The 23429-nt window shown below is 56.9% G+C and carries 25 protein-coding genes and 1 tRNA gene; 13 read left to right on the forward strand and 13 right to left on the reverse strand.

Annotated elements, in window-relative coordinates; translation table 11 throughout:
- Positions 1 to 37: 37 nt before the first annotated feature.
- Entirely contained in the window at positions 38 to 736 is a 699-nt protein-coding gene (locus DXT96_RS14160) for a type 1 glutamine amidotransferase (protein ID WP_174374095.1), read from the reverse strand.
- Between the two features lie 135 nt (positions 737 to 871).
- Positions 872 to 1321, reverse strand: a complete 450-nt coding sequence (locus tag DXT96_RS14165) for a DoxX family protein (RefSeq protein WP_149898313.1) — start codon at positions 1319 to 1321, stop codon at positions 872 to 874.
- Between the two features lie 133 nt (positions 1322 to 1454).
- On the opposite strand from DXT96_RS14165, the gene DXT96_RS14170 reads away from it, so the two are divergent.
- Together DXT96_RS14170 and DXT96_RS14175 are read left to right on the forward strand one after the other, a co-directional pair.
- The gene (locus DXT96_RS14170) at positions 1455 to 1760 is read left to right on the forward strand and encodes a SelT/SelW/SelH family protein (protein ID WP_153515265.1); all 306 of its coding nucleotides are present in this window, start codon (positions 1455 to 1457) and stop codon (positions 1758 to 1760) included.
- 120 nt (positions 1761 to 1880) lie between these two features.
- A tRNA-Leu gene (locus tag DXT96_RS14175) sits at positions 1881 to 1967 on the forward strand.
- Between the two features lie 239 nt (positions 1968 to 2206).
- On the opposite strand, the gene DXT96_RS14180 is transcribed toward DXT96_RS14175, so the two are convergent.
- A complete protein-coding gene (locus DXT96_RS14180) occupies positions 2207 to 2569 on the reverse strand; it encodes a pilus assembly protein N-terminal domain-containing protein (RefSeq protein ID WP_153515366.1) in 363 nt (120 codons plus the stop codon).
- Positions 2570 to 3030: 461 nt separating this feature from the next.
- Between DXT96_RS14180 and DXT96_RS14185 the strand changes: the two genes are divergently transcribed.
- From DXT96_RS14185 to DXT96_RS14225, 9 genes are all read left to right on the forward strand, one after another.
- Positions 3031 to 3219, forward strand: coding sequence for a Flp family type IVb pilin (locus tag DXT96_RS14185; RefSeq protein ID WP_153515266.1), 189 nt, complete (start codon positions 3031 to 3033; stop codon positions 3217 to 3219).
- A gap of 117 nt (positions 3220 to 3336) precedes the next feature.
- Positions 3337 to 3849: a prepilin peptidase gene (locus tag DXT96_RS14190; RefSeq protein ID WP_153515267.1), complete on the forward strand. Its 513-nt coding sequence runs from the start codon at positions 3337 to 3339 to the stop codon at positions 3847 to 3849.
- Positions 3850 to 3974: 125 nt separating this feature from the next.
- Positions 3975 to 4781 carry a Flp pilus assembly protein CpaB gene (gene cpaB / locus DXT96_RS14195; RefSeq protein WP_149898295.1) on the forward strand — a complete coding sequence of 269 codons (807 nt, stop codon included), beginning with the start codon at positions 3975 to 3977 and terminating at the stop codon, positions 4779 to 4781.
- Positions 4778 to 6361: a type II and III secretion system protein family protein gene (locus DXT96_RS14200; protein WP_149898294.1), complete on the forward strand. Its 1584-nt coding sequence runs from the start codon at positions 4778 to 4780 to the stop codon at positions 6359 to 6361. Before cpaB ends, DXT96_RS14200 begins: the two co-directional genes overlap by 4 nt.
- A 56-nt stretch (positions 6362 to 6417) precedes the next feature.
- Entirely contained in the window at positions 6418 to 7098 is a 681-nt protein-coding gene (locus DXT96_RS14205; RefSeq protein WP_149898293.1) for a CpaD family pilus assembly protein, read from the forward strand.
- Between the two features lie 34 nt (positions 7099 to 7132).
- A complete protein-coding gene (locus tag DXT96_RS14210) occupies positions 7133 to 8416 on the forward strand; it encodes a CpaE family protein (RefSeq protein ID WP_153515268.1) in 1284 nt (427 codons plus the stop codon).
- 33 nt (positions 8417 to 8449) lie between these two features.
- Positions 8450 to 9922 carry a CpaF family protein gene (locus DXT96_RS14215; RefSeq protein WP_153515269.1) on the forward strand — a complete coding sequence of 491 codons (1473 nt, stop codon included), beginning with the start codon at positions 8450 to 8452 and terminating at the stop codon, positions 9920 to 9922.
- A 15-nt stretch (positions 9923 to 9937) separates the two neighbouring features.
- A complete protein-coding gene (locus DXT96_RS14220; protein ID WP_149898290.1) occupies positions 9938 to 10942 on the forward strand; it encodes a type II secretion system F family protein in 1005 nt (334 codons plus the stop codon).
- Between the two features lie 10 nt (positions 10943 to 10952).
- Positions 10953 to 11942: a type II secretion system F family protein gene (locus tag DXT96_RS14225; RefSeq protein ID WP_153515270.1), complete on the forward strand. Its 990-nt coding sequence runs from the start codon at positions 10953 to 10955 to the stop codon at positions 11940 to 11942.
- A 96-nt stretch (positions 11943 to 12038) separates the two neighbouring features.
- Here the strand turns inward: DXT96_RS14225 and DXT96_RS14230 are convergent, their stop codons facing one another.
- The gene (locus DXT96_RS14230) at positions 12039 to 12863 is read right to left on the reverse strand and encodes a tetratricopeptide repeat protein (RefSeq protein ID WP_153515271.1); all 825 of its coding nucleotides are present in this window, start codon (positions 12861 to 12863) and stop codon (positions 12039 to 12041) included.
- 241 nt (positions 12864 to 13104) lie between these two features.
- On the opposite strand from DXT96_RS14230, the gene DXT96_RS14235 reads away from it, so the two are divergent.
- Complete coding sequence (locus DXT96_RS14235) at positions 13105 to 14499, forward strand: M17 family metallopeptidase (protein ID WP_153515272.1); 1395 nt, start codon at positions 13105 to 13107, stop codon at positions 14497 to 14499.
- A gap of 44 nt (positions 14500 to 14543) precedes the next feature.
- Here the strand turns inward: DXT96_RS14235 and pncB are convergent, their stop codons facing one another.
- The 9 genes from pncB to DXT96_RS14280 all read right to left on the reverse strand — a co-directional run bounded on the left by pncB (position 14544) and on the right by DXT96_RS14280 (position 21722).
- Positions 14544 to 15848, reverse strand: a complete 1305-nt coding sequence (gene pncB / locus DXT96_RS14240) for a nicotinate phosphoribosyltransferase (protein ID WP_046799208.1) — start codon at positions 15846 to 15848, stop codon at positions 14544 to 14546.
- A gap of 200 nt (positions 15849 to 16048) precedes the next feature.
- Positions 16049 to 16408 carry a hypothetical protein gene (locus tag DXT96_RS14245; protein WP_153515273.1) on the reverse strand — a complete coding sequence of 120 codons (360 nt, stop codon included), beginning with the start codon at positions 16406 to 16408 and terminating at the stop codon, positions 16049 to 16051.
- Between the two features lie 95 nt (positions 16409 to 16503).
- Complete coding sequence (locus DXT96_RS14250) at positions 16504 to 17355, reverse strand: C40 family peptidase (RefSeq protein WP_153515274.1); 852 nt, start codon at positions 17353 to 17355, stop codon at positions 16504 to 16506.
- Positions 17356 to 17372: 17 nt separating this feature from the next.
- Entirely contained in the window at positions 17373 to 17717 is a 345-nt protein-coding gene (locus DXT96_RS14255) for a helix-turn-helix domain-containing protein (protein ID WP_149898284.1), read from the reverse strand.
- A 5-nt stretch (positions 17718 to 17722) separates the two neighbouring features.
- Positions 17723 to 17977 (reverse strand): hypothetical protein, encoded by a 255-nt coding sequence (locus tag DXT96_RS14260; protein WP_153515275.1) that lies wholly within the window; start codon positions 17975 to 17977, stop codon positions 17723 to 17725.
- 108 nt (positions 17978 to 18085) lie between these two features.
- Positions 18086 to 19192 (reverse strand): DUF475 domain-containing protein, encoded by a 1107-nt coding sequence (locus DXT96_RS14265; RefSeq protein WP_153515276.1) that lies wholly within the window; start codon positions 19190 to 19192, stop codon positions 18086 to 18088.
- A 293-nt stretch (positions 19193 to 19485) separates the two neighbouring features.
- Positions 19486 to 20403 (reverse strand): DMT family transporter, encoded by a 918-nt coding sequence (locus DXT96_RS14270; protein WP_153515367.1) that lies wholly within the window; start codon positions 20401 to 20403, stop codon positions 19486 to 19488.
- Between the two features lie 123 nt (positions 20404 to 20526).
- A complete protein-coding gene (locus DXT96_RS14275; protein WP_153515277.1) occupies positions 20527 to 21408 on the reverse strand; it encodes a LysR family transcriptional regulator in 882 nt (293 codons plus the stop codon).
- The gene (locus tag DXT96_RS14280; RefSeq protein ID WP_137085739.1) at positions 21405 to 21722 is read right to left on the reverse strand and encodes a putative quinol monooxygenase; all 318 of its coding nucleotides are present in this window, start codon (positions 21720 to 21722) and stop codon (positions 21405 to 21407) included. Before DXT96_RS14280 ends, DXT96_RS14275 begins: the two co-directional genes overlap by 4 nt.
- Positions 21723 to 21890: 168 nt before the next feature.
- On the opposite strand from DXT96_RS14280, the gene DXT96_RS14285 reads away from it, so the two are divergent.
- Positions 21891 to 23387 (forward strand): CoA-acylating methylmalonate-semialdehyde dehydrogenase, encoded by a 1497-nt coding sequence (locus tag DXT96_RS14285; protein ID WP_153515278.1) that lies wholly within the window; start codon positions 21891 to 21893, stop codon positions 23385 to 23387.
- Positions 23388 to 23429: the final 42 nt, after the last annotated feature.

The following is a 23429-nucleotide window of genomic DNA, read 5'->3' on the forward strand; positions in this document are numbered from 1 at the left end:
GATCGCCTAGGTCATGTTAACAACGAAAATAATCCGCTTAAATGAGCCCCACCCAGGCGCATGCAATTTCCAGACCAGCTGCGTCAGCCATATCTGCGCGCGCGCCGCGATGGTCGCTGTATTTTTCCAGCCAGCCGGGCGCCATTTTTTCGACCGATGCCGGAAAGGCCTCGCACCAGCTATCCACCACGGCTGTGGATGCTTCGAAATGGAACTGGGTGCCATAAACCGCCCGACCTAGACGGAAGGCCTGATTTTGCGTCGCTTCATTGGTTGCCAGCCGTATCGCGCCCGGCGGAAGGGTAAACGTATCGCGATGCCACTGAAAAATCGGGAATATTTCATCCAGCCCCGCCAATAAAGGATCGGACGCACCATCTTCCGTCAGCGATACATCTTCCCAGCCGAATTCAGGTGGGCCGGCGAGAATATTTTCTCCCCCATAGGCGCGCGCCAGCAGCTGGCTGCCAAGGCACACACCCATCACGGCCTTATCGGCATCGCCAAAGGCTTTCATCAAAAGCGCAAGGTCTGGAAGATAGGGGTAAAGCGCGTCATCAAGAGCATTCTGCTCACCGCCCAGAACGATGAGCGCATCATGCTCACCGGCACTGACGGGAAGAGGCTCACCCGCATAGGCGCGGATGATGTGCGTTTCCGCGCCCGCCTTTTCCAGTGCGACGCCGAGTTGTCCGTGCGGTGTGCCCGCCATATTTTCGATAATTACAACGCGCATGCAGCCTCTTGATGATGGCGGAAACCCAATCGGCGAAGTTGCCGATCAAATCCAAGCTTCACCACGAGAAAAACGGATTTTCAAGAGGCATGAAACGACGGCGGGGCGATGTTAGGCAAGCCCCGCCGGTAATCCTTAAAATTCCCGAGACAGTTTTGCGTCGACGGAATGCCGATTGCCGCCACGAACGGCGAAAAACAGGAAGATTGCTGCCCAGAGGATCGACTTTTCTGCGCCGCCCAGACCCTCCGCCTTTACGATGCCGTGAAAATAGACCGTCACCAAAAGGACGATCATCGCCGCGAAGGACGCAGGCCGCGTGAAGAGACCGATCGCCACCAGAATGCCGCCGAAAAACTCTGTGGCGGCCAGAAGCGGCGACCAGAACACGCCTGGATAAAAGCCAAGGCTTTCTACCATGCCGACCGCCCCGAAAGGGTTGGCGATCTTGCCGAAACCATGGGTGACAAGAAGAACACCCGCCGCGACGCGCAGAATGGTCTCCACCAGATCATGCGTCGAATTGTAAAGCGGTGCGACAGCAGGAACGAAAAGACGCTGACGGTTATTGTCGAACTGGGCCATAGGATCTCCACGTTTCAGCCTTCGATGGCTTATCTGTTCGCAAAGCTCCGTGATAAGAACAAGAACGCGCCGGGTAAAAACATGAGTGTTATAGTTGACATTATCGTGACCGGACCTTGAAGGAGACGTAACCATGAGTGACACCAAGCCTCACATAACCATTCGCTATTGCACGCAATGCAACTGGCTGCTGCGCGCGGGCTGGATGGCACAGGAGATTTTGCAAACCTTCGCTTCTGATATCGGCGAAGTCAGCCTCATTCCCTCAACCGGCGGCCTGTTTGAGATCACTGTGGACGGAGCCATCATATGGGAACGCAAGCGCGATGGCGGTTTTCCCAGCCCAAAAGAGCTCAAACAGAGAATCCGCGATATCATCGATCCGGACCGCGATCTCGGCCATGTGGACAGAACGAAGCATGACGGACTCGACACCTGACCCGGCGACATGTTTCAACAGCCTCTAACCAAGTTTTTTCCCTTTAAAATCAATGATCGTCATAAAAGTTCAAAAAGCCTGTTGACACCGGGCGGCTGCCCTCGTACATCGCTCTCCGTCGCCCAGATGGCGGAATTGGTAGACGCGCCAGCTTCAGGTGCTGGTACTCGAAAGGGTGTGGAGGTTCGAGTCCTCTTCTGGGCACCATTCCTTTTTTGATCTTAGCCAGATCAATGACTTAGACGAAAAAACAGCAACATGCAGGCCTCCCGCGAAACGCAGGGGCGCATGTTGTGTTTTTTCGATCTGATCAACTCCTGGCTCCCGTTTCCCCAAAAAAACGATTGCCGCCTGCGGGAACGCAACATTTGTCACGCCGACAAAATGCCTGCCGTTCCTTCATGCAAAATCATTGTATTTGAAAGCCTCGTCTGGCCTCGCCGAGTTTACGGCTGGGAGTCTTTGTCGCCACTGTTTTGCGAGTGTTGTTCGCAATTCGGCGTACAGGAAAGCACGGTTCGTTCCGTCTGGCGGAAAACGCGAACCGTATTGCCTTCATCGATGGAGACGAGAATGCGCTCATCGACGATCGGATTGCCGTCGGCATCAAGAAGCACGAGATTTGTCGTTCCGAAACTGCGGCCGGTCAGCACAATGGTTGTGGCATCGGCGACCGTGGCATCAGCAACTTTCGAATTCCCAACAATAACCTTGCTGACGGGACGATCGAGACGGAGAACACGGGCGTGGTTCATCGAAACGCGCAATATGTCTTCCTGGGCGAAAACAGATTGCGACGAGCCTCCCATAATGACGGACAAGCCGACCACAATTTTCGCCAGTTTTCCGGATGACACGCTTTTGGCCCTTGTTCATAAACTGCACTTCACTGCGTCGCAGAATGCGCGGTTTTAGTGAATGAAGCGTTAAATGGCGAGAGTACACGATGTGGGCAGTAACCATGCACAGTTGAAGTCATTTTTCGCCCCAACCGGTCTGCATCAAAATTGGACATATATGTTCCATTGAGGGAGTAGCTTTCCAAAAATGGGAATTCCCTCGCAGCGGAATATATTTGTTTATCAGCAAATATAAAAATACGGGCAATACTTTTTATCTTTGTTTACCAAGAGAAACTCATCATGCCGTTTACTTTAGATTAAGCCTTTTTTTTAAGTGCTTGGAAATCGCTCGGATGTAGTTTGAACGCAACCGAACAACGGAAAACAGTTGTCGGCGTGCTGAACCAAACAAGAGTTAGGAGATACTCATGACCAAGATTTTCGCTCGTTTCCTCAAGGACGAATCCGGCGCCACGGCAATTGAATATGGCCTGATCGCCGCGCTTATTTCCGTTGCAATCATCGGTGGCGCAACGACCGTCGGCAGCCAAATCGGTACACTTTTCAAGAACATTGGGACGAAGATGACGACTGCCGCCACTGCATCTGGAAAGTAATTTCCGCATAATTTTGTAGATGGCCGCCCCTAAAAAAGGGCGGCCATCTTGGTATTTTCAGGCAACCTCCCTGCGTTGTTGCCACTCTTTTACCAAATCCTCTGTAGGATTAATCCGATGGTCGTAGCAGCAATTTTTCTGACCTTGCCTTTGTGCCTCGCTTTTGCTGCGCTGAACGATCTATTCAGCATGACCATACCGAACAGAATACCGCTCATCTTGCTAGTTTGCTTCCTTGTGATCGCACCGTTTACGGGCATGGAATGGCAAACTTTCGCAATGAGCATTGCAGCGGCGGCGGCTGTTTTTTTTGCCTGTTTTACGCTCTTCGCGGCCAATGTGATGGGCGGTGGGGACGCCAAATTGTTGACCGCAGCTACGGTCTGGTATGGATTCAACTCTTCGCTTATCGAATTCCTGCTCGGGGTTACCGTCATAGGTGGCGTATTAACGCTTGGTATCCTGCTTTTGCGATCACGCTCGCAGGAAATCATGGCGATCGGCATTCCCATTCCGGATTCCCTGCTGGTGGCAAAAAAAATCCCTTATGGCATCGGCATCGCCATTGCCGGCCTTCTGACCTATGGTGAGGCGCCGCTTGTAAAGGCCGCCATCGCCAGTCTTTCCTGAACGAGTTACAGTGTTCACGGATTAAAGGCCCATTAACCACAAATCCAAGCATAATATTAACCATAATTATACCAATCACACGCCATCCTGAGGGGAGAGCAACCTGATTCCCTCAAGGATCGAGCATGAAACCGTCGCGTATCGTCATTCTATCCGTTGCCCTGGTCGCTGCCGGTCTTGCCGGTCTCGTCGCCATGCAGATTTCCGGCGCAAAGCAGGTCATCGAAAAAGCGGAGACGATTATCCAGAAGGAACCGACGGTCAATGTTCTCGTTTCCTCCGTCAACTTGCCCGTCGGCAGCCGCCTGAACGATAGTTCAATGCGCTGGACACCATGGCCGCAGGGCAATGTCGTCGATAATTTCATAACCGAAGCAAAAAACCCGAATGCGATCACCGAACTCACCGGCGCTGTTGTGCGGTTGCCCCTGTTCGAGGGTGAACCGGTACGACCGGAAAAAGTCGTCGATTCCAGCACCCGCATCATGTCTTCGCTTCTGCCGGCTGGAAAACGCGCCGTCGCCACGGAAATTTCCGTCTCCACCGGCGCCGGCGGTTTCGTGCTTCCGAATGACCGGGTCGATGTCATCATGGTTCGCAAGGGCGATAACGGCAATTTCCTCACTGAGAATGTTTTGAACAATGTCCGGGTTCTCGCAATCGACCAACAGATAAAGGAAGGCGAGGACGGCATTTCCGCCGTCGTCGGTGCGACTGCAACTCTGGAACTGACCCCAGAACAGGCGAAAATCATAACGGTGGCGCAGCAGATGGCGGATCGCCTCACTCTTGCTCTGCGCTCGATCGCCGACGCGCAGGAAAACGATACGCTTTCAGCGGGCTATCTTCTCAACGGCGGCTCCGGTCAGCCGGAAATTCAGGTGATCAAGTCCGGATCGATCGTCAAGGGCAGTCAAGGAGCATCACAATGACCGGGGGGTTCATGACAAGGCGTGTTAAAAAACACCTGCGTTCATCGATGCTGGGCGGGCTTGCATTCTGCGTAGCTTTTTCAGGCATTCCAGGCCCGCATTCGCCTGAATTTCTGCGCCTTGGCGAAGCTGCGGCACAAAGTGCAAGTATCGTGCGGATTACCGAGAGTGGGTCAGGCATCCGCAAACGCCTGAAGCTCGGCCTCAACAAGGCGCTGGTCATTGATCTGCCTGAGGATGCCCACGACATTCTCGTTGCGGACCCAAGCCTTGCCGATGCCGTAACACGCACTTCGCGCCGTATTTACCTCTTCGGAAAAACGGTGGGACAGACCAATATTTTCATTTTCGGTGAGGGCGGTCGCGAAATCGTCAGCCTCGATCTTGAAGTAGAGCGCGACATCTCCGGTCTTGAGGCGAATATCCGCCGTTTTATTCCCGAGTCGGATATCAAGGTGGAAATCGTTTCGGACAACATCGTCCTTACCGGATCTGTGCGCACGCCGCAGGATTCTGCGCGTGCCGTGCAGCTCGCCGACGCGTTTCTGAAGGGCGGGGAAGCCACCACCCGCAACATATCACTCACCGGCGGTGACAATGGCGGCGATGCGGCTATTTTTGCCGAACGACGCCAATTATCGCAAATCGTCAACATGTTGACGATCGAGGGCGAGGATCAGGTAACACTGAAGGTGACTGTCGCCGAAGTCAGCCGGCAGGTGTTGAAACAGCTCGGCTTCAATGGTTCCATCGGCAGCTCGACAAGCAATAACGGATTTGAGTTCTCAAATCCGTCCAATCTTGGGAATGCAATTAGCACTGCCTCGCGAATAGCCAGCGGTTCAATAGGTTCCGGCTCTCTGAACTTTGCCAGCTATCTCAACGCCATGGAGCAGGCCGGTGTCGTGCGTACCCTTGCGGAACCTAGTCTCACCGCCATCTCCGGTGAACAGGCCAAGTTCTATGTGGGGGGAGATTTCCGGATCGCCGGAACCCAGGAAGTTACGCTCGACAAGGATACAAATACTCCGACCATCACCCGCGAAACGGAAACAGTCGACTACGGCATCACCCTGAATTTCAAACCCGTGGTGCTTTCACCGGGAAGAATAAGTCTCAAAATTGAGACCAATGTCTCCGAGCCGACCTATGAAGGCAACGTGGTAACCGGCAACTATGGGCGGAACATTCCCGGCTCGACCTATATGTCGGTCCGCAAGCGCGAAACCTCCACAACCGTCGAACTTCCGTCCGGCGGATCGATCGTGATCGCGGGTCTTGTTCAGGACAATGTCCGTCAGGCCATGTCCGGACTTCCGGGCATGTCGAAAATCCCGATTTTCGGCACGCTTTTCCGCAGCAAGGACTTTATCCGCAACGAAACGGAGCTTGTCATCATCGCCACGCCTTATCTGGTGCGGCCTGTTGCGCGCAACCAGATTGCCCGGCCGGATGACAACTTCAACCCGGAAAACGATGCCGCCATGTATTTCATGAACCGCGTCAACAAGGTCTATGGCCGAAAAGACCAGGTCCAGGCAGCGCCCTATCAGGGATCAGTGGGGTTCATCTACAAATGACGACACGCGCGCGAAATCTCCTCTTCAGAGCAAGCCCGGTCAGGGCAGGAAACGTCATGCCGGAAATAACCCCCTCTTCTTCCCTCAGACGGGCCGGTCTCGTCTCCATGGTTGCGCTCGCCGCCGGCCTGCTGCAAGGCTGCGCTCGCGATCCGCTGACGACCAATGCCATTCCCGATGATTATCGCACTCGCCATCCGATCACCCTGTCGGAAGCGGAGCATTCGCTGGATATTCCGGTTTCGGCGGGCGACAACCGGCTGACCACCGCAGTGGCGGATAACGTCCGTGGTTTCGCCCAGAATTATGCCTCCATGTCGACCGGTATCATCAATATTCAGACACCGTCGGGATCGGCCAATTCGGCGGCGGCCTCAAGAATGGCGAAGCAGATCCGCTCTACGCTTTCCGGTGCTGGCGTACCCTCGGGCAAAATCATGGAAACGCGTTATGCGGCATCCCCGAATGGCGACGCCGCGCCCATCCGTCTGAGTTACGTCGCCGTCACCGCCATGACCGGGCAATGTGGCCAGTGGCCCGAAGACCTTTCGGACAATACCTTCGCCAACAAGAACTGGTACAATTTCGGATGCGCTTCGCAGAGTAATCTCGCCGCGCAGATTGCCAATCCCATGGATCTGGTCGGCCCGCGGGGCATGAGTCCGATCGATGCCGAGCGCCGCGCGGTGGTCATTGACGCCTACCGCGGCAAGAGCACGACGGCGGCGACGGACTGATGCGGTTCCAACATTTGTTACGGCAGGATAGACGATGAGCGCTGTGGAATACGATATCAAGTCAAACAGCGGCACTGACGCCGAAGCGCCCGTTCGCGTCGGGGATATGGATCGCCTGCGGCCCCTGCCCCGCATTTCCGTCCATGCCTTCTGTGTCAGCGACAATATGCAAGGCGTCATGGACGCATTGTCCGGTGACAGGCGCATGAGCAAGGTGACCCTTCGGGTGACCAAGGGGGATATCAACGCGGCAGCCACGATGTTTTCCGCCTCACCCACACCCAATCTCATCATTCTGGAGACGGCAAGCGCACCCGCTTCGCTGCTGGATGATCTCGCCCCCCTGGCGGAAGTCTGCGACCCCACCACCCGTGTCATCATCATCGGCCGACACAATGACATCACGCTTTATCGCGATCTCATCCGTAACGGTATTTCCGAATATCTTGTCGCCCCGGTCACCATGGCCGATCTGCTTGCCTCGATCGCGACGATCTTCGTCGATCCAGAGGCGGAGCCGCTCGGCCGCAACATCGCCTTCATCGGCGCCAAAGGCGGGGTTGGGTCGTCAACGATCGCGCATAATTGCGCCTTCGGCATTTCCACGCTGTTCGCCACGGAAACAATTCTGGCGGATATGGACCTCGCCTATGGCACGGCCAATATCGATTTCGATCAGGACCCTGCCCAAGGCATGGCGGAAGCCGTGTTTTCACCGGAGAGGCTGGACGAGGTGTTTCTCGACCGTCTCTTGACGAAATGTTCCGACCATCTGTCGCTCCTGGCGGCGCCGTCGCTTCTCGACAGGACCTATGATCTCGATCGTCAGGCTTTTCTGCCTATACTCGAGGTTCTACAGCGTAGTGCCCCAGTTGCAGTCCTCGACCTTCCCCACCAATGGTGCGATTGGACACGGGCAGTCCTTGCGGAAGCCGACGAGGTGGTGATTACGGCCGTTCCGGATCTCGCAAATCTGCGCAACACGAAGAACCTGTTCGACGCACTGCTAAAACTGCGGCCCAACGACAAGTTGCCACACCTCATTCTCAATCAGGTGGGTGTGCCAAAGCGGCCGGAGATCGCCCCGACGGACTTCTTCGAGCCGCTGGGAATCGAGCCCATCGCAATCATCCCATTCGATACCCAGCTGTTCGGCAATGCCGCCAACAGCGGACGCATGATCAGCGAGATGGATGAAAAATCCCAAATCGCGGAAACCTTCTCACAGATCGCCCATACGATTACGGGCCGCACCGTGCTGCGCAAAAGCAGACGTGGCGGCCTGGACAAACTCAAGAATATTCTCAAGCGCAAATAGGGTTTGCCCCTGCGCCTTTAGACGGAAACGCCGATGTTCGGAAAACGCGGGTCTGAAGGCCCAGCCAGAAGCATAAAGCCGGATCTGGCCGCAGCTATACCCATGCAGGCGGCGGTGGCGGCCGAAACTCGGCCTCTTGCGATCGACACGCTGGAGCCCGGCCAGTCGCCCGCAGCGCGACAGGTCAACGCGACATCGCAATCGCTGCAGAAAAAACGTGCCCGCACGGAAGATTATTACAATACCAAGAGCCAGGTTTTCTCCGCGCTCATCGATACGATCGACCTTTCGCAGCTCGCCAAGCTCGACGCGGAGAGCGCTCGCGAGGAAATTCGCGATATCGTCAACGATATCATCACGATCAAGAATTTCGCCATGTCGATTGCCGAGCAGGAAGAACTGCTCGAAGATATCTGCAATGACGTTCTCGGTTACGGCCCGCTGGAGCCGCTTCTCGCCCGCGACGATATTGCCGATATCATGGTCAACGGATCCGGCCAGACCTTCATCGAAGTCGGCGGCAAGACCATCGAATCCGACATCCGCTTTCGTGACAATGGTCAGCTATTGTCCATCTGCCAGCGTATCGTCAGCCAGGTCGGCCGACGCGTGGACGAATCGAGCCCGATATGCGACGCCCGCCTGCCGGACGGATCGCGCGTCAACGTCATCGCGCCACCGCTCGCCATCGACGGGCCGGCGCTGACGATCCGAAAATTCAAGAAGGACAAGTTGACGCTCGACCAGCTGGTGCGTTTTGGCGCAATCACGCCCGAGGGCGCGACCTTGCTCAAGATCATCGGACGCGTCCGCTGCAATATCGTTATCTCCGGGGGCACCGGCTCCGGCAAGACCACGCTGCTCAACTGCCTGACAAGTTTCATCGACAGGGACGAACGTGTCATCACCTGTGAGGACACGGCTGAACTGCAATTGCAGCAGCCGCATGTGGTGAGGCTGGAAACACGCCCGCCGAACATCGAAGGTGAAGGCGAGATCACGATGCGCGATCTGGTCAAGAACTGCCTTCGTATGCGCCCAGAACGCATCATCGTCGGCGAAGTGCGCGGACCTGAGGTTTTCGACCTGCTTCAGGCCATGAATACCGGTCACGACGGCTCGATGGGGACGCTCCACGCCAACACGCCGCGCGAATGCCTCAGCCGTATCGAGTCGATGATCGCCATGGGCGGCTTTACCCTGCCGGCCAAGACGGTACGCGAAATTATCTCCGGATCGATCGATATCGTCGTTCAGGCGGCGCGCCTGCGTGATGGCTCCCGCCGGATAACGCAGATCACCGAAGTGATTGGCATGGAAGGCGATGTCATCGTTACCCAGGATCTGATGCGATATGAAATCGAAGGCGAAGATGCGCAGGGCAAGCTGATCGGCAGACATGTTTCGACGGGCATCAGCAAACCGCATTTCTGGGATCGCGCACGCTACTACGGCGAAGAGAAACGTCTTGCGGCCGCGCTCGATGAAATGGAAAAGACAGCCTAAGGGAAAGCGACTGCCATGGACTCTACAATCCTGTTACTGGCCGTGCTTGTCGCCATTTCGGCAGGAGCGCTGGCTTATGCCTTCCTTTTCCAGCAGATAGAGGTCGAAAAAAAGACCACCAGCCGCTTCAAGCGGGTCAAGGCCGCCGAAACGGATCACGCCAATATCAAAGCCGCACGCGACCGTGTCCAGGAACTCGGCAAACGCCGTAAATCCATGCAGGACAGCCTGCGGGAAATGGAAAAAAAACAGAGTGAAAAGGCAAAAAAGGCAAAGAATGTCGGTTTGCGCGACAAACTGGTTCAGGCTGGCCTGCAGCTTTCGATCCGCCAGTTCTACCTTCTGAGCGCAGGTGCGGCGGTTGCCTCTGGTTTCGTCGCAATTCTCTATGGTCTGTCGCCGCTTATCGCTCTACTTATAGCAGTGGTCGCGGGATTGGGACTGCCACGATGGGTATTGGGGTTTCTTCTCAAGCGGCGGCAGAAGAAATTCCTGGAGGAATTCCCCAATTCGCTGGACGTCATGTGCCGGTCTATCAAATCCGGACTTCCGTTGAACGACGCCGTGCGATTGATCGCATCGGATGGCCAGGAGCCGGTGAAAACGGAATTTCAGCGGGTCGTCGACGCACAACAGGTCGGTATTAGCATTCCGCAGGCAATCGAACGCATGATGCTGACCATGCCACTGTTCGAGGTCAGCTTCTTCGGCACCGTCATCACCATTCAGGCACAGGCGGGCGGCAATCTTTCCGAAGCGCTGTCCAATCTTTCCAAAGTCCTGCGTGACCGCAAGAAGATGCGCGCCAAGGTGAATGCCCTCTCAATGGAGGCGAAAGCCTCGGCGGTCATCATTGGGGCGCTACCTTTCATCGTCATGACGCTGGTGCACTTCACGTCGCCCGATTACCTGTCTGTACTTTTCACCGATTTGCGCGGGCACATCATTCTCGGAGCATCCGGCATCTGGATGCTGATTGGCATTTTCATCATGCGTCAAATGATCAATTTCGATATTTGAGGGCGGGGCCATGACAGGAAATCTCGTTTCCCGACTGACGGATCCGCAAACGATCATTGCCATTCTGGTCACGCTTGCGGTTTTTGCCACCCTTTACACCCTCATCATGCCGTTCTTCGAGCGAAAGGACTTCAACAAGCGCATGAAAGCGGTATCAACGGAACGCGATGTTATCCGCAGCCGCGAACGCGAGCGCCTCGCAACGACCTCCAGAGACGGAAAAACCTCGTTGCGCGGCAACAACAACAAATCCGCGCGCCGCATTGTCGAAAGGTTCAATCTCCAGGAAGCACTTGCGGACGCGAATACGATGAACAAGCTGCGTGCAGCGGGTTTTCGTTCACAGAATGCGCTCAACACATTTCTCGCCGCGCGGTTCGTCCTGCCATTCGCCTTTCTTGCCATTGCCGTTACCTGGGTTTTCATTCTGGGAAACCTTGCCGACAAGGCCTTTGTCGTCAGGCTGATGGCGGTTCTGCTTTTCGGTTATATCGGGTTTTACGCGCCGAATATCTACGTTTCCAACGCCATGACAAAGCGGCAGGGGTCGATCAAGCGTGCGTGGCCGGATGCGCTGGATTTGATGCTGATCTGCATAGAATCCGGTGTCTCAATGGAAGCCGCGATGCGCCGCGTTGCGGAAGAAGTGGGCGAGCAGTCACCAGAACTGGCGGAGGAAATGATGCTGACGACAGCGGAGCTCTCCTTCCTTCAGGACAGGCGCATTGCGCTCGAGAATTTCGGTATGCGCACACAGCTGGATGGTGTCAAAAGCGTGGTGCAGGCGCTTATCCAGGCGGAGCGCTATGGCACGCCGCTGGCTCAGGCGCTACGCGTTCTGGCGCAGGAAGGCCGTGACGAGCGCATGAACGAGGCCGAAAAGAAAGCCGCCGCGCTGCCACCGAAACTGACCGTGCCGATGATCATATTCTTCCTGCCGGTGCTCATCGCCGTCATTCTCGGGCCGGCCATCATCCGGGTTATGGATACATTCAAATAAAGAAAAACCGCCGGCATTTTGCGCGGCGGTATATTCCGATCCCTGCTGGCAAGATCGCAGGCCCGCTCATTCCGGCGGCCATAGCTGAAAGCCTTATCAGCCTGCAGGCTTTGCGTCTTTTTTCGCCAGTTGCTGCCAGGAATTCTGCTGCGAGAGCATCGCACGCAGATAGGTGAGATTTGCCTGCGCCTGCTGCGAGGAAAGCTCCTGAACCGCGATACGCTCGGCTTCGGCGAAGCGTCCCTGAAGCCCCACAACAAGCGCAAGGTTCTGGCGGACACGGCTATCGGCGCCGGGCTGCGAGATGGCGGATTGCAGATATGTCTCGGCGGTGCGGGGATCGCTCGACAGGACATAGGACATGCCGAGGTTCGAAAGCACGCTTGGATCGTTCGGCTTGAGGTCGAGCGCCTGACGGTATCTCGAGCGGGCCTCGTTCGAACGGCCCAGTTGGTCAAGCACCGCGCCTTCGGCGGAATAAAGGCGCCAATCGGGTCGGTCGGGGGTCTGCGCCCGCTGTATGGTCGACAGCGCCTGCTCCAGCTGGCCTGCAGCCGCCTGCGCCTTGCCATAGGCAGCAAGTACATCGCGATCCGCCGGGTTGGCGATGGCGATCTGTTGCATGACGGCAAGCGCCTGCGTGTTCTTGCCCGTCATCATCAGAACGCTGGCATAGTTCATGCCAACCGACTTGTCCTTGGGGCTGCGCTCATAGGCTTTACCGGCGGTCTCTTCCGCCTGCCGCAACTGGTCCATATTCATATGTTCATAAGAACGCGTGGCCGTGGGAATGGAACCGGTCGACATGCGATCAGGCTTGTTGGTGCTCGCACATCCGGAAACGGCCAAAACCAGCGCTACCAGACACGTTCCCCGCAGCAACCCGGTCCGGCCTGTTTCGCCCAAAGAAAAAGCAGTCATGGCAGCGCCCCCGCCCAAAAATGATCGATCTTGCGCCCGACATACGACAGACTCACATGACGCAACTTTCACTAAAGCAATAATCTGTTAACCCTAACAGAGCGTTAATCGCACCGATTCACGACACTGGAGCGCCGCGTCCGAGAGGGCGTAAAAGGCCGCTCCGGCACTTTGAAACTGCGCGTCGTTCCTGTCGAAAATCATTCCGATTTTCGGGCCGATGCACCAACGGAAGCATACAATGGCGCCCTATCAGTTCATCGAACGCCCCACCCCCTTCAGTTCAAAAGCCGGTAACACCTTGCCGGTTTTCGCCGTCACGCCAGCCCATATCGAACAGGGCGCCATCGATCCTGTCGCTCTGGACTGGGCGAAAAAGGCGGGGTTCAAGGCAGAAGCAGGCGCCATCCTGCTCGTGCCTTCCGCCGACGGTTCGCTGGGTGGCGCGCTTCTTGGGCTTGGCGGCAATCCATCCGAAATTCCCTTCATAACCGGGAAACTCGCCCGTGAACTGCCGGAAGGCGAATGGCACATCGAAACCGCGCCCTTGACCGCCAACCGCCTGGCGCTCGGCTTCGGCCTCGGCAGCTATCGCTTCGACAAATACAGAACCAACAAGACCAACGGGGCAAAGCTTCTCATTCCGCAGGATGCGGAAGACGGCGAGATCAAGCGCATTCTGGCCGGCGTTTTCCTTGCGCGCGATCTCATCAATATACCAGCCAATGACATGGGACCGGATGAGCTTGAAATCGCCTTCCGTGCCCTTGCCGCTCACTATAAGGCGAAGGTCAGCGTCACCACCGGCGACGATCTGTTGAAGGAAAACTTCCCGCTGATCCACGCCGTTGGCCGCGCCAGCGAAAGCGCGCCGCGCCTCCTTGAGATGAACTGGGGCAAGAAGGGCAATCCGCGTCTCACCCTCGTCGGCAAGGGTGTCTGCTTTGATACCGGCGGTCTCGATATCAAACCCGCTGCCTCCATGGCTTTGATGAAGAAGGATATGGGCGGAGCGGCCAATGTTCTCGGCCTTGCACTGATGATCATGGATGCGAAGCTGCCGGTCGATCTTCGTGTGCTTGTACCAGCCGTCGAAAACTCCATCTCTTCCAATGCCTTCCGCCCCGGCGACATCTACAAAAGCCGCAAAGGACTGACGGTGCAGATCGACAACACCGATGCGGAGGGACGTCTCGTTCTAGCGGATGCGCTGGCCTATGCCGATGAAGACGCGCCAGACCTGATGATCGACATGGCGACGCTGACGGGCGCCGCCCGTGTTGCTCTCGGCCCGGATCTGCCGCCTTTCTATACCGATAACGAAGACCTGGCCCATGACATCGCGGAAGCCAGCATCGATATCGACGACCCGCTGTGGCGGATGCCGCTCTATATGGGATATGACAAGGATATCCGCTCCCGGGCAGCCGACATCACCAACGCGCCGTCAGGCGGCATGGCCGGCTCGATCACCGCAGCCCTGTTTCTCAAGCGTTTCGTGACCAATACCAAGCGCTGGGCGCATTTCGATATTTACGGCTGGTCGCTGAGCGAGAGGCATCACTCGTCGATCGGCGGCGAGGCGCAGGGTATCCGGGCGCTCTTCCATTACATCGCCCATCAATTCGCGAAGTAATTTGCTTCCACGGGCGCTTCGTTCACCGGAGCGCCCAGTCTCGATTAAACCAAAACCTTCTGTTCCTTGTGGTCTTCCTCGCCGAAGAACTTCAGGTAACGCTCCACTTCGGCCGGTTCGCCCGTCGCCTTTTGCGGATTATCCGAAAGCTTCACCGCCGGCCGGCCATTGGCGTCGCTGACCTTGCAGACGATGGAGATGGGCTTGAGGCTGGCGATGGTCTTCGGCGCGCAGCCGGCAAAATCATTGGTCAGATTGGTGCCCCAGCCGAAACTCATGCGCACCCGGCCTTCGAAATGCCGGTAGGTGTCGATAATGGCGTTGACGTCGAGACCGTCGGAGAAGATCAGCATCTTCTTGCGCGGATCGCGGCCCATCTTCTGCCACCACTCGATGATCTTTTCGCCGCCTTCGATCGGCGGCGCGCTGTCTGGACGGAAACCAGTCCAGTCAGCCACCCATTCCGGCGCATTGCGCAGAAACGCTGCCGTACCGAAGGCATCAGGCAACACGATCAGCAGGTTGCCGCCATAAAGCCGGTTCCAGTCCTTCAGAACCTGATAGGGGGCGGCGGCCAGTTCCTCGTTCGTCTGGGCAAGTGCTGCAACGACCATCGGCAATTCATGCGCGTTGGTACCCACGGCTTCGAGATCGGAATCCATGGCGAGCAGGACATTGCTCGTACCCGTGAAAGCCGGTCCAATGCCTTCCTTCAGCGCCTCGACGCACCAGCGCTGCCACAGGAAGCTGTGGCGACGGCGGGTGCCGAAATCGGAAATGCGCAGGCCCGGCAGTTCCCGCAGCCGTTCGACCTTTTCCCACATCTTGGCCTTTGCGCGGGCATAAAGGACATCCAGCGTGAAATAACCGAGCGAGCGCATGGCGCTGCGTGAGCGTAGTTCATTGATGATCGCCAGCGCCGGAATTTCCCAGAGCGTCGTATCCATCCAGCGGCCATGGAAGTTAAGCTCATACTGCCCGTCACGCTTGAAAAGCTCATATTCCGGCAATTGATAGCTCGAAAGCCAGGAGAGGAATTCCGGCTCGAAAATCTGCGAACGACCGTAAAAGGAGTTACCCGCGAGCCAGATATTTTCCTTCTTGGAGAGACGCAGGGTGCGCGCGTGATCGAGCTGCTCGCGCAGTTCCATCTCATCGATCTCTTCGGCCAGCCGCACCGTCTTTGTGCGGTTGATCAAGGAAAATGTCGCGTCGACTTCCGGATAGAGTTTCCAGATCATCTGCAACATCAATAGCTTGTAGAAATCCGTATCGATCAGGCTGCGGACGATCGGATCGAGCTTCCAGGTGTGATTGTGGACACGGGTGGCTATATCGGTCTTCGTCATGCTCGCATTCCCCAACATCGGCCGAGACCCGACGTCACCCCGCACCTCGGCAGGTCTCAACCTGTCATGGCAAAGACTTATCTGAAAAAGCGACAACAAGTCCAGAGCACCGACGGCAGAGGGCCTTAGTTTTGCTCGCGCATCGGATTTTTCGAAAAGCGTACCGCACTTTTCGGGCAGAGGCGCTCAATCCCTTTGCCTCAGAAGGTCGGGTCGACGGGATTGATGCCGGGATACCAGTCCTTCGAGACCGGATTTCTGCCACCGAAGCTGGAAATGCCATTTTCATCCGTGCAGCGATAACCCTGAACGGGAAGTCCCCGGCTGCCGAAAACATCGCGGTAGGCGCCGCGGGAATATCCGGTTCTTCCAAGTTCGCTGTGGCAGGTATAACGGACCTTGGGCTGCAGCGTGCGTGGGTCTTTGACGCCGGGCAGGTTCGCATAGGCATCGGGCGCGGGGGCAAAGCCATTCTGGAAAACGGTCTGCGCCTGCACCGAGGCGCACAATAGAACCGCCATCAGAAACGCTGCCAATTTTGTCGCCGTTTTTGTCTTCATTGATGCCGATCCCGTACCATCCTTCATCCGATGTAGGCCGTTGACGGCCTTCCTACAAAGGGCGGGGCGGGCACGATTTCGTGAAAACGGCTTTCTCAGCCTTCCAGACGCCGAAAAGCCGTCGGCTTTTCATAAAGCCAGCCGATACGCTCGACGGCCGCATCGAGATTTTCGCGTGCGACATTCATCGTATGGCCATTGGCGTGTAACAGCGTTTCTTCGTTTTCCATGAGGCCGACATGACCCTTCCAGAAGACCAGATCGCCGCGTCGCAATTCGTCGCGCTCTATTTCCACGCCGAGCGATTTTACCTGCATGTCGGTATCGCGCAAAACGCGTCGTCCCGTCATTGCCATGGAAAGCTGCACGAGGCCGGAACAATCGATGCCGAAGCCGGAGCGGCCGCCCCAGAGATAGGGCGTCTCGATAAAGCGCAGCGCTACCGCCACATAATCCTCTTCAAGAGCATCACCGACTGCCCGGCAATGGGCGGCAATGATGCCCTCGCCTTTTTCAGTCATCAGATAGCGGGTGCCGCGTGTCTCCGCTTCACCGACGATGCGAATAAGGCTGCCCATGGAAAGGGCCGCGACCGGTGGTTTGCGCAATTCAGCGGCAGGATAGAGAAAGGTTCGCGGCGCGATGATACGATGGGTGGCGGCAACGACATCACCAATGGCCGTGTCCGGCACGTAACCGGCGTAACCATCGGCATCCGCCTGCACCCATGCCCAACCGTTCGCTCTATCGAAAACACGGACGGTTTCGCCAAACAAAAGCTCCGTGTCGATACCGGAGGCAAGGTCTGGCGTCGGCCGCAGGCCAACGACCGGCAACGCGATCTGCGCGGGCGAGCCGCTGACAAAGCGGTCGGCCTGAACCGCACCTTGCAGTTTTTCATCGGCGAGGTCAGAGCGGAAGACATTCAGGCGGCGGTCGAGCATCATGGGTTTCACGTCCAGAGTTAGATCTTACGCGCCTGATCAATAATCAGATCGCCGAATTTTTCCAGATAGAGCGCACCTGTGACGGTGCGTTTTATCACAACATTGCGTCTGTCCCGCTCATCCCTCACCCTGTCGACCAGCCCGAGCGCACCGAGACTATCAAGTGCGCGGGTGATGACCGGCTTGGTCACGCCCAGCATTGCTGCGAGACCGCGAACGGTGTGCGGCGGCGGCACAAGATAAATCTGCAGCAGAATGGCGGTCTGACGCAAGGTCAAATCCGGCGCATCGGCTTTGACCTGCGCCATGGAGAGGCGATGCCAAAGCCCCAGGGCCTCCGTGGGCGAAAGTTCTGCAGGCAAGCCGGTCAACCTTCCAGTCGTTGTCCTATCGTTTTCCTGCAACGGAAGGCAAAACTCAAGAACCATACGGCCACAAACAAAACCGCCGCGCTGTTGTGGACCTGACAGGTCGAACAGCGCGGCGGTGTTTTTGGACCCGTTTTTCGGGCTTCCCACGTCCCCTCTGGACTTAAAACAAGAGAAGCAGGAAGCGTGCCATTTTTATTGCGGCGCACAAATACGAGAAAAAACAACCACTTGCCGTGCAATAGCGGTGCCATGGCTAGATTTTCTGCAAACGACGATTTGCAATAGAAATAAGCAAACAGGAATTCAGTGCTTAAAAACTGCCTTCCGCCGCAACAGCGGAAGGCAAGGATCGTTCGGGATCAGATTTCCGCCCCACGGGCCGCATCAGCGGCATTCGCACCTTGCTGCCGGTTATGCCGGATCGACGACCAGAGCGAAATGCCGATCAGGGTCGCACCGCCAAGGCCGGTAATGACCTCCGGTATATGGAACATGGTCTGCACATACATGATGACCGACAGGATAAGGATCGCGTAAAAAGCGCCGTGTTCCAGATAGCGGTATTCGGCAAGCGTTCCCTTCTCAACCAGCATGATTGTCATCGAGCGCACATACATGGCGCCGATGCCAAGGCCGATGGCGATGATGAACAGGTTCTGGGTCAGTGCGAAAGCACCGATCACGCCATCAAAGGAGAAGCTGGCATCGAGCACTTCGAGATAAAGAAACGCACCGAAGCCACCTTTTGCAGCCCCTTGCAGCACTTCCTGGCTACGGTCGAGAATACCGCCGACGACTTCCACCAGGAGGAAGGTCAAGAGACCCCAAACCGCCGAATGGAAGAAGGTGTTGGCCGCGACCGGACCGAGTTCCGGATTGTCACTGGCGCCGATGATGCGGGAGAAGACCAGCATGACGACCAGCACGAAGGCGATTTCGATACCCTTGACGGAGGAATAGGTCGCAGCCTTTTCCTCGATCCAACGCACCCAGTGCACGTCCTTTTCATGGTCGAAGAAGAAGTTGAGACCGACCATCATCAGGAAGGTGCCGCCAAAAGCCGCAATCGGCAGATGGGCGTCACGCATGATTTCCGCATAACGTTCCGGCTGCGTCGCCGCCATGACGATTGCCGTCCAGGGGCCGACATTGGCGGCAACGACGACGATCAGCAGCGGGAAGACGATACGCATGCCGAAAACGGCGATCAGGATACCCCAGGTCAGGAAGCGATGCTGCCAGACCGGCGTCATATCCTTGAGCTTATTGGCATTAACGATGGCATTGTCGAAGGACAGCGAAATTTCCAGCACGGCAAGCACCGCGCAGATGAAAAAGATCGTCGCTGTGCCACTGACCGTTCCGGTCATTTCCCAGCCGAGATAACCGCCGAGGATCAAACCGACGATGGTGACGATAAAAGCCCACTTGAAGTAGGAAAGCGTGGATTTCTGGGCGGCGCTCATGTCCGGTCACCTTCGATGACGAGGACGTTCACGGGCAGATGCAGAGCATCAGCCCGCACGCAGAAAGCACGCGCGCGAAGCACATTCAGGTTTTTCATAGTTTTTAATCCGCCGGCCAATTTTTGCAGGCGGTACCGACATCGCGAGAGCGCCGTAAAACTCTCGCCAGAGGGGCCCGGCACCTTTGTTTCCTCTGTCCATGCGAGACATATGATCGCAGGACCTTCTCTTACTCCCTGAAGATCACGTCTTCGTCAAGTCCTGTGATGATTGCCGCGGCAGACAAAGCAGGATCAGACCTGCTCTGCAGCCAGTCCTTCAGCGATTTCGCGGCGGCGCTTGATGGTATTTTCGCGAAAGAAAATATAGAGACCGGATAGAACGATCAGGCCTGCGCCGACGACGATGCTCGCCTGCGGTACGTCGCCGAAGAACAGCCAGCCGAAGATAACCGCCCAGAGCAGCAAGGTATATTGCAGCGGCGCGACGGTCGCAGCATCGGCAAGCTTCAGGGCCCGGTTGACTAGCACATGCGCCGCCATGGCGACAACGCCAAGCAGGCTGAGGAACGCCAGATCGAAGCTGGACTGCACCGGCAACCATCCAGACGGCGTCAGGAAAACCGCGACAATCCCCGCAAGGGCGGCGCCGATGATCTGCCAGAAGGCGAGCACGGTATCGGGCGTGTTACGTAGCTGGCGTCCGGACAACATCATGAAAGCGAAGGCCGCACTGCCGAGAATGGAGAACAGCGCAGCGGAGGTCAGGCTTGCCGAACTGGGTTTCAGCGCGATGAGAACGCCGACGAAACCGATGGCGATGGCCGTCCACCGGCGCCAGCCAACCTTTTCCCCGAGCAGAAATGGTGCCAGAGCCGCTACATAAATCGGCGCTGCCAGCCAGTAGGTCATGACATCTGCCAGCGGCAGGCTGGCAACCGCGAAATAGAAACAGAAAAGCTCTGCAGTGGAGAAGAAGACACGCGCCACCTGCAGTCCGGGCCGCTCGACCTTCACGAGGCCGGAAAGGCCTGCTCGCCATACGATGGGAACGAGGATGACAAGGGCCGCAGCACTTCGGATCAGGATGACCTGCCCCTGGCTATAGGTCGATACCAGCCATTTTCCCATGGCGTCGTTCAGCGCAAAAAGCAGCATTCCAAGCAGCATCACGGCCACGCCGAGGCCAGTCGGCGAAAGCTTTCGTATCATATTCGGCATGTCAGGTTCCGTCCTCTCCCATTGGCTGCATTGGTCGTCCAGCCGGCCATCATTTGTCAAGCCCGGAGCGCCTGCCGTGAGCAATAATATTACTAATAGATCGGCCTATCGACCTCAGGCGAAGATTCCTCGCTCTTCGGCAACGAGTTCCTGAAGAAAATCCACGACGGTGCGGACACGAACCAATTGGCGGGCGGATTCGTGATAGGCTGTCCAGTAGGACCTGATGATACCGAGATGCGGCATGATCCTCAGAAGTTCAGGATACTGCCCGGCAATGTAATTGTGCAGAATGCCGATGCCAGCGCCCGACCGCACCGCCTCCGTCTGGCCGGTGGCGCTGGAGATTTCAAAGGCGGCATCCCAGTCGCGCATGATCTCACCAGTGAAGTTCAGGGAAGGCGAGAAGATTAAGTCCTCCACGTAACCGATCCGACGATGGCGCTTGAGCGCTTCGACATCCGCCGGCGTTCCATATTCGGCCAGATAATCCGCGGAAGCATAAAGCCCGAGCGAATAGTCGGTGAGCTTCGAAAACATCAGCCTGCCCTGCTCCGGCCGCTCGATGGTGATGGCGATATCGGCCTCGCGCTGCGACAAAGAGAAGGAGCGCGGCACCGGTACCAGCTGGATTTTCAGGTCTGGATAACGGGCCGTCAGCCGGCCAAGCCGTGGAGCGAGAAAGGACACGCCGAGGCCATCCGGCGCGCCGATGCGCACTGTTCCAGCCACTGCCGTATCGACACGGCCGAGATTGGCCTGGGCATTCAGCATTTCGGTTTCCATGCGCTCGGCAGCACCCAAAAACCGCTGACCCTCCTCGGTCATTTCGCAGCCATTCGTCCGGCGGATAAACAACTGGGTCTTCAGCGCCTGCTCCAAAAGCGTCAGCCGCCGAGAAAGCGTCGCATGGTTCAGACCGAGCCGTTTCGATGCGGCTAGAATCTGCCCGGAGCGGGCAACGGCAAGGAATATGCGGACGTCATCCCAATTCATGGCTTGCTGCGCATCATTACGGGTTCAACTTCGATCAAAGTCAGCGATGTCACCATTCCCGCCACCCCCTCTTTATATTTCAGGAAATGCGGCGTCTGCAGATGCGCCTCATATGCCGCCTGGTTCGCATAGATTTCGAGGATGCGAATCTTTTCCGGGCTGCCTTTGATCGCCACCGCATTTAATGCAAGCACGCCATTTTCAAGACGGACAGAAGCCTCGATCTCCTCTGCAAGCAATCTGCGATAGGCTTCCAGATGGGTCGGATCGATTTCTATTTCAGCCATCCTCACGACAGGTTCATCGCTTGCCATCTTTTGACTTTCTTTTTTGAATGGCGAACTCGCCGTGCCGGATCAGGAAACGCCTCAAAATGCTCATCGTGCTTTAATTTACGCACAACGGTTTCTTATCCGAGTTCATTGCTTTGTACAAATTCAAGTGCAATGCTGCACCCATCAAAAAATCGCGGAGGATTACCCATGAAGGAAATCGGTCATTTCATTAACGGCAAGCATGTGCCCGGCACCAGCGGCCGCACATCTGATGTCTACAACCCGGCGACCGGCGAAGTGCAGGCAACCGTTGCGCTTGCGAGCGAAGCCGACCTGCGCGCCGCCGTTGAAAGCGCCAAGGCTGCACAGCCGAAATGGGCTGCCACCAACCCGCAGCGCCGCGCCCGCGTCTTTTTCAAATTCGTCGAACTTCTGAACCGGGACTTGAACGAGCTGGCGGTGCTGCTTTCCAGCGAGCATGGCAAGACTGTTGAGGATTCCAAGGGCGATATCATTCGCGGCCTTGAAGTCTGCGAATTCGTCTGCGGCATTCCGCATCTGCAAAAGGGTGAGTTCACCGAGGGCGCTGGTCCGGCCATCGACATGTATTCGATCCGCCAGCCGGTCGGCATCGGCGCAGGCATCACGCCGTTCAATTTCCCCGGCATGATCCCGATGTGGATGTTCGCACCGGCGATCGCCTGCGGCAACGCCTTCATCCTCAAGCCTTCCGAGCGCGATCCGTCGCTGCCGATCCGCCTTGCCGAACTGATGATCGAAGCCGGTCTCCCGGCCGGTATCCTCAACGTCGTCAATGGTGACAAGGGCGCTGTCGATGCCATCCTCACCGATCCCGATATCGGCGCGGTTTCCTTCGTCGGCTCGACGCCGATCGCCCGCTATGTCTATGGCACTGCCGCGATAAACGGCAAGCGCGCGCAGTGCTTCGGCGGCGCGAAGAACCACATGATCATCATGCCGGATGCCGATCTCGATCAGGCCGTGAACGCCTTGATGGGCGCGGGTTACGGTTCGGCCGGCGAGCGCTGCATGGCCGTTTCCGTTGCGGTTCCGGTCGGCGAAGAGACGGCCAACCGTCTCATTGAGAAGCTCATCCCGCAGATCGAAGCGCTGAAGATCGGCCCCTATACCGACGACAAGGCCGATATGGGTCCTCTTATCACCAAGGAAGCGCAGGCACGCGTTCAGGGACTGATCAACAGCGGCGTCGAGCAGGGTGCGAAGCTTCTGGTCGATGGCCGCGACTTCAAGCTGCAGGGCTATGAAGACGGCTACTTCGTCGGCGGCTGCCTGTTCGACCACGTCACGCCTGATATGGACATCTACAAGACGGAAATCTTCGGACCGGTTCTGTCCGTCGTGCGCGCCAAGAATTACGAAGATGCGCTGGAACTGCCGATGAAGCATGAATATGGCAACGGCGTCGCGATCTACACCCGTGACGGCGATGCCGCCCGCGATTTCGCAAGCCGCATCAACATCGGCATGATCGGCATCAACGTTCCGATCCCGGTTCCGCTTGCCTACCACTCCTTCGGCGGCTGGAAAGCCTCGAGCTTCGGTGACCTTAACCAGCACGGTACGGATTCGATCAAGTTCTGGACCAAAACCAAGACGATCACCTCACGCTGGCCCTCCGGCATCAAGTCGGGTGCGGAATTCGTCATGCCGACAATGAAATAAGCCGAAAAGCCTGTAACCAAAACAAAAAGCCCCGCTGCGAAA

The organism is Agrobacterium sp. ICMP 6402, assembly GCF_009498615.1.
Lineage (GTDB): Bacteria > Pseudomonadota > Alphaproteobacteria > Rhizobiales > Rhizobiaceae > Agrobacterium > Agrobacterium burrii.

Bases quoted from the DNA above. Each gene is read 5' to 3' on its own strand.
- DXT96_RS14165 (WP_149898313.1), bottom strand. From the start codon at position 1,321: ATGGCCCAGTTCGACAATAACCGTCAGCGTCTTTTCGTTCCTGCTGTC.
- DXT96_RS14285 (WP_153515278.1), top strand. From the start codon at position 21,891: ATGAAGGAAATCGGTCATTTCATTAACGGCAAGCATGTGCCCGGCACC.
- DXT96_RS14215 (WP_153515269.1), top strand. From the start codon at position 8,450: ATGTTCGGAAAACGCGGGTCTGAAGGCCCAGCCAGAAGCATAAAGCCG.
- cpaB (WP_149898295.1), top strand. From the start codon at position 3,975: ATGAAACCGTCGCGTATCGTCATTCTATCCGTTGCCCTGGTCGCTGCC.
- DXT96_RS14265 (WP_153515276.1), bottom strand. From the start codon at position 19,192: ATGAGCGCCGCCCAGAAATCCACGCTTTCCTACTTCAAGTGGGCTTTT.
- DXT96_RS14270 (WP_153515367.1), bottom strand. From the start codon at position 20,403: ATGATACGAAAGCTTTCGCCGACTGGCCTCGGCGTGGCCGTGATGCTG.
- DXT96_RS14260 (WP_153515275.1), bottom strand. From the start codon at position 17,977: ATGGCACCGCTATTGCACGGCAAGTGGTTGTTTTTTCTCGTATTTGTG.
- DXT96_RS14160 (WP_174374095.1), bottom strand. From the start codon at position 736: ATGCGCGTTGTAATTATCGAAAATATGGCGGGCACACCGCACGGACAA.
- pncB (WP_046799208.1), bottom strand. From the start codon at position 15,848: ATGACGAAGACCGATATAGCCACCCGTGTCCACAATCACACCTGGAAG.
- DXT96_RS14225 (WP_153515270.1), top strand. From the start codon at position 10,953: ATGACAGGAAATCTCGTTTCCCGACTGACGGATCCGCAAACGATCATT.
- DXT96_RS14180 (WP_153515366.1), bottom strand. From the start codon at position 2,569: ATGGGAGGCTCGTCGCAATCTGTTTTCGCCCAGGAAGACATATTGCGC.
- DXT96_RS14230 (WP_153515271.1), bottom strand. From the start codon at position 12,863: ATGACTGCTTTTTCTTTGGGCGAAACAGGCCGGACCGGGTTGCTGCGG.
- DXT96_RS14190 (WP_153515267.1), top strand. From the start codon at position 3,337: ATGGTCGTAGCAGCAATTTTTCTGACCTTGCCTTTGTGCCTCGCTTTT.
- DXT96_RS14210 (WP_153515268.1), top strand. From the start codon at position 7,133: ATGAGCGCTGTGGAATACGATATCAAGTCAAACAGCGGCACTGACGCC.
- DXT96_RS14200 (WP_149898294.1), top strand. From the start codon at position 4,778: ATGACCGGGGGGTTCATGACAAGGCGTGTTAAAAAACACCTGCGTTCA.
- DXT96_RS14220 (WP_149898290.1), top strand. From the start codon at position 9,938: ATGGACTCTACAATCCTGTTACTGGCCGTGCTTGTCGCCATTTCGGCA.
- DXT96_RS14235 (WP_153515272.1), top strand. From the start codon at position 13,105: ATGGCGCCCTATCAGTTCATCGAACGCCCCACCCCCTTCAGTTCAAAA.
- DXT96_RS14185 (WP_153515266.1), top strand. From the start codon at position 3,031: ATGACCAAGATTTTCGCTCGTTTCCTCAAGGACGAATCCGGCGCCACG.
- DXT96_RS14170 (WP_153515265.1), top strand. From the start codon at position 1,455: ATGAGTGACACCAAGCCTCACATAACCATTCGCTATTGCACGCAATGC.
- DXT96_RS14245 (WP_153515273.1), bottom strand. From the start codon at position 16,408: ATGAAGACAAAAACGGCGACAAAATTGGCAGCGTTTCTGATGGCGGTT.
- DXT96_RS14250 (WP_153515274.1), bottom strand. From the start codon at position 17,355: ATGATGCTCGACCGCCGCCTGAATGTCTTCCGCTCTGACCTCGCCGAT.
- DXT96_RS14205 (WP_149898293.1), top strand. From the start codon at position 6,418: ATGCCGGAAATAACCCCCTCTTCTTCCCTCAGACGGGCCGGTCTCGTC.
- DXT96_RS14280 (WP_137085739.1), bottom strand. From the start codon at position 21,722: ATGGCAAGCGATGAACCTGTCGTGAGGATGGCTGAAATAGAAATCGAT.
- DXT96_RS14275 (WP_153515277.1), bottom strand. From the start codon at position 21,408: ATGAATTGGGATGACGTCCGCATATTCCTTGCCGTTGCCCGCTCCGGG.